This is a genomic window from Kribbella sp. NPDC002412 (assembly GCF_053592935.1).
Genome location: NZ_JBSFBL010000114.1, coordinates 1 through 11,265, shown reverse-complemented (window position 1 = coordinate 11,265; position 11,265 = coordinate 1). Strand labels below are relative to the sequence as shown.

Annotated in this window: 11 protein-coding genes; 7 read left to right on the top strand and 4 right to left on the bottom strand. The window is 69.0% G+C overall.

What is annotated here, in order from left to right; all coding sequences use genetic code 11:
- Positions 1-45: 45 nt before the first annotated feature.
- Together ACWCOV_RS41010 and ACWCOV_RS41005 are read right to left on the bottom strand one after the other, a co-directional pair.
- Positions 46-495 (bottom strand): aminoacyl-tRNA deacylase, encoded by a 450-nt coding sequence (locus tag ACWCOV_RS41010; protein ID WP_449834791.1) that lies wholly within the window; start codon positions 493-495, stop codon positions 46-48.
- Between the two features lie 4 nt (positions 496-499).
- A complete protein-coding gene (locus ACWCOV_RS41005) occupies positions 500-1,723 on the bottom strand; it encodes an MFS transporter (RefSeq protein WP_449834790.1) in 1,224 nt (407 codons plus the stop codon).
- Positions 1,724-1,794: 71 nt separating this feature from the next.
- Between ACWCOV_RS41005 and ACWCOV_RS41000 the strand changes: the two genes are divergently transcribed.
- A complete protein-coding gene (locus tag ACWCOV_RS41000) occupies positions 1,795-2,682 on the top strand; it encodes a LysR family transcriptional regulator (protein WP_449834789.1) in 888 nt (295 codons plus the stop codon).
- A gap of 82 nt (positions 2,683-2,764) precedes the next feature.
- Positions 2,765-3,514 (top strand): hypothetical protein, encoded by a 750-nt coding sequence (locus tag ACWCOV_RS40995; protein WP_449834788.1) that lies wholly within the window; start codon positions 2,765-2,767, stop codon positions 3,512-3,514.
- 44 nt (positions 3,515-3,558) lie between these two features.
- Here ACWCOV_RS40995 and ACWCOV_RS40990 read toward each other — a convergent pair whose 3' ends face one another.
- Both ACWCOV_RS40990 and ACWCOV_RS40985 read right to left on the bottom strand, forming a co-directional pair.
- On the bottom strand, positions 3,559-5,100 hold the full coding sequence (locus ACWCOV_RS40990) for a cellulose binding domain-containing protein (protein ID WP_449834787.1): 1,542 nt from the start codon (positions 5,098-5,100) through the stop codon (positions 3,559-3,561).
- Between the two features lie 28 nt (positions 5,101-5,128).
- Positions 5,129-6,829, bottom strand: a complete 1,701-nt coding sequence (locus ACWCOV_RS40985) for a glycosyl hydrolase family 18 protein (protein ID WP_449834786.1) — start codon at positions 6,827-6,829, stop codon at positions 5,129-5,131.
- A 203-nt stretch (positions 6,830-7,032) separates the two neighbouring features.
- Between ACWCOV_RS40985 and ssd the strand changes: the two genes are divergently transcribed.
- The 5 genes from ssd to ACWCOV_RS40960 all read left to right on the top strand — a co-directional run bounded on the left by ssd (position 7,033) and on the right by ACWCOV_RS40960 (position 11,250).
- The gene (ssd, locus tag ACWCOV_RS40980) at positions 7,033-8,106 is read left to right on the top strand and encodes a septum site-determining protein Ssd (protein WP_449834785.1); all 1,074 of its coding nucleotides are present in this window, start codon (positions 7,033-7,035) and stop codon (positions 8,104-8,106) included.
- Positions 8,103-9,260: a TadA family conjugal transfer-associated ATPase gene (locus tag ACWCOV_RS40975; RefSeq protein WP_449834784.1), complete on the top strand. Its 1,158-nt coding sequence runs from the start codon at positions 8,103-8,105 to the stop codon at positions 9,258-9,260. Before ssd ends, ACWCOV_RS40975 begins: the two co-directional genes overlap by 4 nt.
- 274 nt (positions 9,261-9,534) lie before the next feature.
- Positions 9,535-10,149, top strand: coding sequence for a type II secretion system F family protein (locus ACWCOV_RS40970; protein WP_449834783.1), 615 nt, complete (start codon positions 9,535-9,537; stop codon positions 10,147-10,149).
- Between the two features lie 14 nt (positions 10,150-10,163).
- The gene (locus ACWCOV_RS40965; RefSeq protein WP_449834782.1) at positions 10,164-10,877 is read left to right on the top strand and encodes a type II secretion system F family protein; all 714 of its coding nucleotides are present in this window, start codon (positions 10,164-10,166) and stop codon (positions 10,875-10,877) included.
- A gap of 118 nt (positions 10,878-10,995) precedes the next feature.
- On the top strand, positions 10,996-11,250 hold the full coding sequence (locus ACWCOV_RS40960) for a DUF4244 domain-containing protein (protein WP_449834781.1): 255 nt from the start codon (positions 10,996-10,998) through the stop codon (positions 11,248-11,250).
- The last annotated feature ends 15 nt before the right edge of the window (positions 11,251-11,265 follow it).

Below are 11,265 nucleotides of genomic sequence, written 5' to 3'. Positions count from 1 at the left end.
CCTACTGCGCGGCACTCGGCACGGCGCGGAATTGCCAGACACGACCTAGTCGGTGACGTCTGCTACTACTGCGTTGAGTGCTTTGACCAGGTCGTCGGCATTGACGGTGATGCCGACGCCGTGGTCGCCGCCGCCGATGGAGATCGTGCCCGTGATGCGCTCGTCGGCGATCACCGGCCAGGCGTGCGTGCTGCCGAGCGGGGTGATGGTGCCGCGGACGTACCCGGTCACGTCGAACGCGGTGTCCTTGTCCGGCATCGAGATCCGGTTGACACCGAGCAGCGTGCGCAGCTTGGGCCACGCGATCTCCCGGTCGCCGGGGACCAGTACGAAGCGGTAGTCGTCGTCGGACAGCCGAACCACGATCGTCTTGATCAGGCTGGCCGGCTCGATGCCCCGCGCCGCCGCGGCCTCCTCGAGCGAGTTGACCCGCCCGTGCCTGGTCACCTCGTAGCTCAGGCCCAACTGGTCTGCTGCCTCGATCGCTCTGGTCACCTGGCTAGTTTCGCACCTTGCTGGGAACGGTCTTGAGGAGTACCGCCAACAGGAGAGTGATGAGGAACAGCACGCCCGCCTCCAGCGCCACCCCACTCCAGCCCCCGTGAGTCCACGCCGCCCCAGCCAGCCCGCCGAACACCGACGAACCGAGGTAGAAGGAGAAGAGGTAGAGGCTGGCCGCCTGCCCGGTGCCGCCGCCACCAGCGTGCGCCCGGACGGCCACCCAGCCGCTCGCCACACCGTGTACGGCGAAGAAGCCGGCCGTCATCAGCGCGAGCCCGATCACGATCAGCGGCAGCGGCGCGGCGAGAGTGACGGCCACTCCGGCAAGTGTGACCAGGCAGCCCGCCGGCACGACCGCTCGGCGTCCATATCGGTCAGCAAGCCAGCCCGCGGTTGCCGAGCCCGCCGACCCGAGCAGATAGACGGTGAACACGAGCCCGGCCGCTCCCGCGCTCAAGTCGTACGGCGCTCCGGACAGCCGGAACACCGCCCCGTTGTAGACGGCGACGAACGCGCCGACCGCGGTGGCGGCGATGCCGTAGAGCGCGAGCAAGGCCGGGTCCCGCAGTACGCGGCCGGTCTGGGCCAGCAGTTGTCGCGGGCTGGCCAGGGCCGGCTGGAAGTTTTGGGAGGCGGGCAGCAGCAGCCAAACCACGGCGGCGCACAAGACGCCGACAACTGCGATGCCGCCGGCTGCGAATCGCCAGCCACCGACGTCGGCGAGCCCGCCGGCGATGAGGCGGCCGGCCATGCCGCCAACCGCAGTACCTGCGATGTAGAGGCCGCTGGCGCGGGCGTGACTGTCCTGGTGCACCTCCTCACGTAGGTAGGCCATGGCTACAGCGGGCAGCCCGGCCATGGCGATGCCTTGGAGACCGCGGAGGGCGAGCAGCGTGTGCCAGGTCGGCGCTACTGCACACAGCAGGGCGATGACGGAGGTAGCTGCGACCGACCAGCGCATCAGATTGGTGCGTCCGATCACCTCGGAGGCCGGACCTGCGATCAGCAACGCGATGCCCAGGCCGAGCGTGGCCAGCGACACCGTGAACGCGCTCTGGCTGGGCGAGACCTTGAATGCCTCGACGAGCTCGGGCAGCAGCGGCTGGGTGCTGTAGAGCAGTGCGAACGTCGCCAAGCCGGCCGCGAACAGGGCGATGGACAGCCGGCGGTAGCCGGCCTCGCCTGGTCGATAGCCGGGCTGCGCGGCGACGGAAGTGTGCATGTCTTCGACCGTGCCACGCATTGTGCGATACGTAAAATGTCCATCTCGGCAGAAATCGATACGCTTCTGGTATGCATGTCGCCGATCTGCGCTGGTTCATCGTCCTCGCCGAGACCGAGCACCTGACCGAAGCGGCCGCTGTGCTGGGGACCAGCCAACCCAACCTGTCGCGCTCGCTGCGGCGGGTCGAGAGCGCGTTCGGCGTACAGCTCTTCGAGCGCGAGCACCGCGGCGTGCGGCTGAATCCGTACGGACGCGTCGTGCTGGAGGCCGCCCGTGCTGGTACGGCGGCCGTCGACAGCGCACGCCAGCGCATCGACGCGCTGCTCGACCCGGAGTCGGGGACCGTGCGGCTCGGCTTCCTGCACTCGGTCGCTACCAGCCTGGTGCCGGACCTGCTGAAGGCGTTCCGTTCGCAGGCGCCGAGTGTCCGGTTCGCGCTGCGGCAGGAGCCGGCGCATGACATCGTCCAGGACCTGGAGAGCGGGGAGGCGGAGATCGGCATCATCGCGCCGCGGCCGGATCCGGAGCTGTTCGGGTGGCACCTGCTCGAGCAGCAGCGGCTGTGTCTGCACGTGCCGCCCGGGCATCCGCTGGCGTCGCGGCGGCGGGTGGAGCTGGCGGCGGCCGCCGAGGAGCAGTTCGTCGGGCTGCGGCCTGGGTTCGGGTTCCGGCGGATCAGTGAGGAGCTGTGCCGGGCGGCTGGGTTCACGCCGCGGCTGGCGTTCGAGGCGACCGACCTCGCGACGATCGACAGTCTGGTCGGCGCCGGGCTCGGGGTGGCGGTGCTGCCGTCCGGTGCGGTGCGTGGGAACGAGAGCGGGGCGGTGTCGATCCCGCTCGCCGGGGTGCGGGCGCGACGGGAGATCGGGATGGCGTGGCGGTTGCGGGCGCAGCTCACGCCGGCTGCCGAGCGGTTCCGCGACTTCGTCCGGTCTCAGCCGGTGCGGTCGGCTTGAGTCGCGTGACTTTCGTAGCGTTGGTCCAATTTTCCCGGTGTCGACTTGCAGTGAGAGGGCTTTCCACCGCACAGTTTCCTCCGTGAGGAAGCGTCTCAGTTCGATCCGCCCGAGCCGGCGCCTGCTGTTCGCAGCCGGCACGGCTGCCGCGGCGTCGACGGTTGCGTCGGCTGCAACGGCGTCGGCCGGCGAGCTGGCCTCCACCGGCGCGTACGGGTCGGGCGTCCTCGGCGCGTGGGAGCGGCAGGCGCGCGCGATCTCCAGCGAGTCGCAGATCCGCAAGACGCGGGAGACCGACGGCGTCTTCATGTTCGGCGACAGCATCGGCGTGCAGGACGGCCCGTCGCTGGCCAAGCAGCTGGCCGGGCACGGCATCCACATGGCCGTGCACAACTGGGCCGGCCGCCCGGTCACGCCGGCCGTCGACGCGCTCGACACCTGGGCCCAGGACTACGGCCTGCCGCACCGCATCCTGATGTCGGTCGGCTCCAACGACATCTTCACCCCGCCCGCGGTGGCCGCGCAGGTCGAGCGGACGATGCAGATCGTCGGCACCGAGCGGATCGTCTTCTGGGTGAACATCCAGGCCGCCCGGACCGGACACGGTCCCGGCGTCCAGGTCTCCGACCAGCGGAACAGCGCCTGGATCAACCTCCAGCTGGCCGAGGCGCAGCGTCGCCACGAGAACCTGCGGGTGATCCGCTGGGCCGAGCACCTGGCCGCCAAGCCCAACCGCCTCGCCAAGTACCTCCGCGACGGCCTGCACCCGTCCATCCCGCTGGGCCAGAACGCCCGCAACGCCCTCATCGTCGAGGCTCTGAAGTCCGGCTGAGTACGGCGACGCGCGGTTGCTTCCCGCACGTCGCCGTACCGCTGTCAGAACCCGGCCGTGATCCGGGTGAACTCCCACTCCGGCTGCGAGATGCCGGAGCAGTTCGAGACCACGCCGCCGCCGGGGCAGGGGCGGTCACGGTTGACCGACCAGAACGCCAGCCGGCCGAGCCCGTTCGACTTGGCCCAGTTGGTGATGTTCTGCCAGGTCGCCGTGGTGGTCATCTCCTGCTGGTCGGACAGACCGTTCATGCCGGAGATGCCCTGATGCGCGTAGGCCTGCGCGGTCGTCCAGCCGAACGTCGCCTTCAGCTTGTTGTTCAGGCCGACGGACGCGTTGATCGTGTCCTGCTGGATGTTCGAGCTGCCGAAGTCGAACGGCATCAGCGTGAAGATGTCGATGTTCGCGCCGAGCGCCGCGGACCGCTCGATCAGCCGGTTGCCCCAGTAGTTCGGGCCGCTGGTCGTCGTACCGAAGGTGAGGATCGTCTGGATCCCCGGGTTGTTCTGCTTGACGATCTTGAGCGCGTTCAGGATGCGGTCCTGGACCACCTCGCTCTCGAACTCGTCGCTGTTCTCGATGTCGACGTCGATCGCCTTTAGGTTGTAGGCGTTGATCACCTGCTGGTACGCGCCGGCCAGCGCCTCCGGGGTGCTGCAGTTCGGGCCGAGCTTGTTGCCGCTCCAGCCGCCGATCGACGGCACGATGTCGCCCCCGGCCGCCCGGATCTGCGCGATCGCGGTGGCGTCCGCGCTGCCCTGCAGCGGCCTGCTGCCGTCCCACGCCGGGTTGCAGCCACCGGACGACAGGATGAACGCCATGGTGAACCACCTGATGCCGGTGGCGTTCATGACGGTCGCCGGGTTCGGCGGGTCACCCCAGCCCATGTAGAGGTACGGCGCTGCCCGCCGGGTGCCGGGGTTGCCGCCACCAGTGGTCGTCGTCACCGAGATGCTGCTGCTCTTCGGTCCTTCACCCGCACTGTTCGACGCACTGACCTGGTAGCTGTACGTCGTGTTCGCGGTGAGCCCGGAGTCCGTGTACGACGTACCGGTCGGGGAGCCGACCTTCGTGCCGTTGCGGTACACGCTGTAGCTCGTAGCACCACTTGCTGCGGACCAGCTGAGGCTGACCGACGACGAGGTCGCCGTACCGGACAGACCTGTCGGCGCACCGGGTGGGGTGCCGCCACCGCCGCCCGTGCAGGAGCCGCCGTTCAGTCGGCAGGCCGCGAGCCCTGGGAAGTTGCCAGGGCTGCCGTTGAAGCCGAAGGTGACGCTGGCGCCGGGCGCGAGTGGTCCGGCCCAGCTCGGCGGGGTGAACGTGTGCGTCTGGCCGCTGCTGCTCCTGGTCGCGTCCCACGAGCTGCTGATGGTGTAGCCGGACGGGAAGTCGAGTGCGACCGACCAGGTGCTCAGTGAGCTCGTGGTGCCGTTGGTGACGGTCACCTTGCCCTCGAAGCCGCTGCCCCAGTCGGACACCTTGGTGAAGGCCGCGGTAACACCTGCCGCGTTGGCGGCCGGTGCGGTGAGGAGTGCGAGTACTACTGCAGTGATGGCTGCAAGGGCCATCGAGATGCGTTTCATGATGCTCCGATCAGTGGGCGGTACGTGATCAGACCCGGCCCCAGAGTGCGGGGACGTTCGGCGGCTCCCAGCCGGTCAGGGAGGTGTGTCCCTGGATGCACTTGTAGGTGAGGCCGTTGTAGCTCACCAGTGCACCGGTCGCGTACGTCGTGTTCGGCGCCCACGGGGTGGCCGTCGGAGGCGTCGGGGTCGGCGTCGCGGTGGGAGTAGGTGTCGGCGTGGGAGTGGGTGTCGGCGTCGGCGTCGGCGTGGGTGTCGGCGTCGGGTTGGGGCCGCTGCAGCCTGGTGTCTCCGCGTTGACCGCGTTCACCACGTGGTTGAAGAGGGTGACGTTCGGGTCGAGCGCCTCGAGGGAGTACATCATCGCGCCGGCCAGGCCGTTGCAGTGCTGGTAGTCCGCCTTGGCCTTGATCGACTGGGCGTTGTCACCAGTCCAGAAGGTGCCGTTGCGGTAGAACCACGACGCCTTGGTGGTCTCGTCGAAGTACGTCGCCGACGGGTCGTCCACGAAGCCGACGAGCTCCTTGTAGAACGAGACGCCGGGCACGTTGCCGCTCATCGCGTGGCCGTCGGCCGGCCCGGTCGCGGGTTGGTACTTGCCGTTCGCCGTACTCGGAACGCCCTTCCAGCCCCGGTAGTAGAAGGGATATCCGATGGTCAGCTTGTTCGCCGGGAAGCCGCCGGGGATGCCGTACGCCGGGTCGCCGGTGGTCCACGCCTTGATCGCGCCGTCGACCGAGTACTTGGCCGAGCCGGGCGGGATCGGTGTGCTCGGGTCGTCCGGGGCCTGGTAGAGCGGGTCCTGGAAGTTCGTCGGCCCGGTGGCGTCCCAGCCGCCGTGCATGTCGTACGTCATCACGTTGTTGTAATCGAGGTACTGGCCGATCTTGTCGGTCTCGATCGTCGCGATCTTGTCCTGCCCGGCCGGGGTGGCCGCGGTCAGGTAGTAGCGCTTGCCGGTCTGGCCGCCGTACGCGTTCAGCTGGGACCGGAACTCGGCCAGCAGCAGCGTGAAGTTCTGCTTGTCGGTGGGGCTCCAGTGGTTGCCGACGTGGCCGTTCGGCGAGCCCGGGTACTCCCAGTCGAGGTCGATGCCGTCGAAGATGCCGGCCGCCGTGCCGGGGCCGCCGAAGCCGTCGATCACCGGCAGGTCGCCCTTGAGGAACATGTTCACGCAGGAGCTGACGAACGTCTTGCGCTTGGCGTCGGTGGAGGCGGCGTCGGAGAAGTACTTCGAGTACGTCCAGCCGCCGATCGAGATCAGGATCTTCAGGTTCGGGAACTGCGCCTTGAGCTTCTTCAGCTGGTTGAAGTTGCCCTGGATCGGCTGGTTCCAGACGTCGCCGACCCCGTCGACGCTGATGTCCGCGCCGTACGACTTGCCGTAGTCGGCGAACGCGTCGCCGGCGCCGTCACCGGCGTTCGGGTTGTTCTCGTCCTGCGAGGCGGCCTTGTTCGCCATGAAGCAGGTGTGGTCGGTCGGGTGGATGTTGGCGAACGCGTAGTTCAGGAAGTCCAGCTTGCCGGCCGCGCCGGTGGTGATCAGGTTCTTCGGGTAGAACGCGTTGGCGTAGATACCCCACTGGGTGAAGTACGCCGTCTTCACACCACCGCTCGTGGCGGCCGGGGCCTGGGCCGCCTCTGGGCTGGCGATGGAGACGCCGGCGGCGGTGATCAGGGCGGTGGCGGCGACGGTTGCGGTCGCGGCGAGCATGCGTAGTCGACTCATGGGCGGTCCTCCGGAGCTGGGACGGAAGCGGTCCGGTGAAATTTAGTTAAAGACGCTTCGAAAGGAACCGTAACCGTTCCCGGCGGGTTGGTCGCGGGCTGGCGATGGCGGATTCCCGCTGCTGACGGAAACCCGACAGGCCTTTGTCCACAGGGATTCAGCGCGGTGCGTCGGCGACGCCGCGACGAGTGCATCTTCTAGGCATGGACACTTCACCTTCCACTTCGGTGCTCTTGGCAACTACTGACGAACTGCTGCTCGACGACCTGCTCCGGCTGGCCGCGGCGGCCTCGATCACCCCACTGGTCGAGCACGACCTGCTCGGCCTTCGCCGCGGTTGGCACGCCGGCGCCCTGGTCGTGGTCGGCCCCGACCTGGCCGAACCTCTCGCCCGAACCCAACCGGTACGGCGATCCGGCGTCGTCGTCGCCGGTTTCGCGGGCGGTGACGACATGTACCGGTGTGCCTTCGACATCGGCGCGGAGTCGGTGTTCCGGCTACCCGCCGACGAGTCGGCCCTGGGTGACAAGCTCGCCGATGCGTTGGACGGCGAAGTCCGGACGGCGTTGACGCTTGCGTTCGTGGGCGGCTGTGGGGGAGCGGGCGCGACCACGCTCGCCTCCGCGGTGGCCGTGTTCGGGAACCGGCGCGGGTTTCGGACGATGCTGATCGACGGTGATCCACTCGGCGGTGGGATCGAGTTGGCGCTGGGGATCGAGCAGGATGTCGGCGATCGCTGGCCGAAGCTGCTCAACGCGTCCGGTCGGGTGAGTGCTGCTGCGCTGCGGTCCGCGTTGCCCTCGGTGAGCGGTCTGGCGGTGTTGTCGTGGGACCGGTCCGACGTGACGGTGTTGCCGCCGGAGACGATGGGCTCGGTGCTGAGCGCTGCCCAACGCAGTAGCGATCTGGTCGTCGTCGACCTGCCTCGGCGGGCGGATCCGGCGGTGGAGGAGGGTTTCGTCCGCGCCGGCGCGACGCTGCTCGTCGTACCGTGCGACGTCAGGTCGGTCGCCGCGGCGAATCGCTTGGTCGGCCCGCTGCGCGACGTCGCTGGTGATCTTCGGGTGGTGGCGCGCGATCCCCGGGTGAACGGGCTGTCTGCGGCTGACGTCGCGGCGCACTTGTCATTGCCCTTGGCAACGAGAGTCGGCTACGAGCGGGATCTGCCGGCGGCGATGGACCAAGGGCGGTTCGAGCCGCGTCCGCGTGGACCTCTCGGTCGCGCCGCCTCGGAGCTCCTGGATCTGTTCGGCCTCTACGCAGCGGCCGCGGCATGAGTGTCTCCGCTGTGCTCATCGACCGGGTCCGGGCGACGTTGGCCGTCACCGGCGCGGAGCCGACACCTGCTCGAGTCGCTGCTGCTCTCCGGGCGGATGGCGGCGTCTACGGCGACGCCATCGTGCTCGCCGTGGTCGCGGCACTCCGCCGGGAGGCCTTGGGTGCAGGCCCGCTCGACAGCCTGCTGTCCGAGCCGGGCATCACCGACATCCTGGTGAACGGTCCCGACGAGGTCTACGTCGACCGTGGTTCCGGCCTCGAGCGCGTGCTGGTCCGCACCGGCGACGAGCCCGCGATCCGCCGTCTCGCCACCCGGTTGGCCGCGGCCGCGGGTCGCCGACTCGACGACGCCACTCCGTACGTCGACGTACGTCTGTCCGACGGCACCCGCTTCCACGCCGTACTCGCTCCAGTCGCGGCGCCCGGCACCTGTCTGTCGTTGCGCGTCCCGTCCCGGAAGGTCTTCACACTCGACGACTTGGTTGCCGCCGGTGCGCTACCGCCAGGCGGCGCGACGATCCTGCGTGATCTGGTCGATGCGCGGCTGGCGTTCCTGATCAGCGGCGGCACGGGCACCGGCAAGACCACGCTGCTGAATTCCCTGCTGTCCCTGGTGGATCCCTCCGAACGGCTCGTCCTCGTCGAGGACGCCGGGGAGCTGCGCCCGAACCATCCGCACGTCGTCCGCCTGGAGGCGCGGCCACCGAACGTCGAGGGCAGCGGTGAGATCTCCCTCCGCGACCTGGTCCGCCAGGCCCTCCGGATGCGCCCCGATCGCCTTGTCGTAGGTGAGGTCCGCGGAGCCGAGGTAGTCGACCTCCTGACCGCTCTGAACACCGGCCACGAAGGCGGCTGCGGCACCGTCCACGCCAACTCGGCCACCGACGTACCAGCCCGTCTGGAAGCCCTAGGCGCCCTGGCCGGCCTCTCCCGCGAGGCGATCCACAGCCAAGTCGCCTCCGCCCTGCACGCCATCATCCACCTCGCGCGCCCCGCCAACGGCCCCCGCCGAATCACCGAAATCCACGTCTTCGACCGCCTCCCCACCGGCCAAGTGACCACTTGCCCAGCCGTCACCTTCCACCCCAACAACACCCTCACCCTCCACCCACCCGCCCACCGCTTCACCACCCCCCACCCCACCGCCGCATGACCCGAACAACTCGCCCATCCGCCCACCACGCCCAGGCAGCCGCCGCATGACACCAGCCTTCCTCTCCAGCCTCCTAGTCCTCCTCACGCTCCACCTGCTCGTCCCCGCGCCTCGCCGAGCCCTGCACCGCCTGACCCCTCGTCCGCCTCAACGGCACTCCGCCACCCCAACACCCAGCCGACAACACTTCCCCCGACTCCGCATCGCCCGCTCGTGGCAACGTCGCCTATGGCTTCTCGCCCCACTAGCCACACTCAGCGGCCTCGTCTTCGGCATGCAGTTCCTGGTCTCCACCGCAGCCCTGGCCGCCATCGCCTGGCTCGTCCACAACCAACGAGCCCAACACCGCCAACGCACAACCACCGCCACCCGCCGCGCCAACATCATCGAAGCCCTCGACGTACTAGCCGCCGACCTGACAGCCGGCCGCCCACCCATCGACGCGCTGGAAGGCGCCGCATCCATCTGCCCCGACTTCCAGCTCGCCTACGCTGCCGCCAAACTCGGCGGCGACATCCCCGGCGCCCTGGAGCTCACCGCCGAATCGCCCGGTGCCGAGGGCCTCCGCGCCCTAGCCGCCTCCTGGCGCGTCGCCGACGAATCCGGCGCCGCCTTCGCCACCCTCACCGACCGCCTGGCCCAATCCCTCCGAGCCGACGAGTCCATCCACCGCCAAACCCTCGCCAGCCTCGCCGGCGCCCGCTCCACCGCGCGCATCCTCGCCCTACTCCCGGTCTTCGGCATAGCCCTCGGCTACTCCCTAGGCGCCAACCCCCTCACCTTCCTCACCGCCACCCCCACCGGCTGGCTCTGCCTAACCGCCGGCCTAGCCCTGACCACCGCAGGCCTCCACTGGACCACCCACCTAGCCAAACCCCCATCCTCCTAGCGAGCCCTGACCCGATGACCACCGTCCTTGCAGCCACAGCAGCCGCCTTCGCGTCGTACCTCCTGCTCCCCGCCCCACCAGACCTCCGCCGCCTCACCCATAGACCCCGCCGCCCCCGACCCCGCCCACCCCGCCGACACCAACTCGCAGCAACCCTCGCCGCCCTCGGCCTCCTCTTCCTCTTCGGCCTCCCCTGGGCAATCCCACTCGCGGGCGCAGCTGTCTACCTCATCCCCAAAGCCCTTGCCCGCCTGGAGCCAGCCGCCACCAAGCAACGCACCGTCCAAATCACCCGAGACCTCCCCCTCGCCGTAGACCTCCTAGCCGCCTGCCTCCGAGCCGGTCGCCCACCGCAACAAGCCCTCACTACCGTCGCTGCCGCCATCCGCGGCCCTCTAGCCGACCTCTTCACCAAGGTCGCCCATCACCTAGCCCTAGGCGCAGACCCGATCGACGCCTGGTCCCATCTACGCTCCGAACCAGCCTGCGCCCCGTTCGCCCGGGCCATAGACCGTTCACTCCGCTCCGGCGCCCCGCTCTCTAAAACCCTTGAACACCTGGCCGACGACACCCGCCAAGCCCACCACCACGCCGCCGATCAGGCGGCCCGCGCCATCGAGTCCCGAACTGCCCTGCCCCTGGGGCTCTGCTTCCTCCCAGCCTTCATCCTCCTGTCGATCGTCCCCACGATCGCCGACGCCTTGATCCCCTACCTCACACGCCAATAGGAGCCGCAGGCAACGAGTTGTCCCCAACCTGGAAACTCCTTGAAAAAAAGGCCTCCGACAACGGCACCTTGTCAGCAAGTGATCCGGACCAGCCGGACCGCAACCCGGGAGGCACCACATGCCCAACGCTCTGCCGACACCCACCAACAACCACTTCGACCACAAAGCTCTCCGCCTTCCCGCCAAGCGCAGAACCCTCCGCCGCTCGGAACGCGGAGCAGCCACCGCCGAGTACGCCGTCAGCGTCGTAGCAGTCTGCGGCCTGGGCGGCATCCTCGTCGCCCTCCTGAAGTCCGACGCCATGCTGAACGCCCTGAAAGCCCTCATCAACTACGCCCTAAAAATAGCCGGCGTAGATTGCGTCAAGCTCTAACCAAGCGCGGTCGGT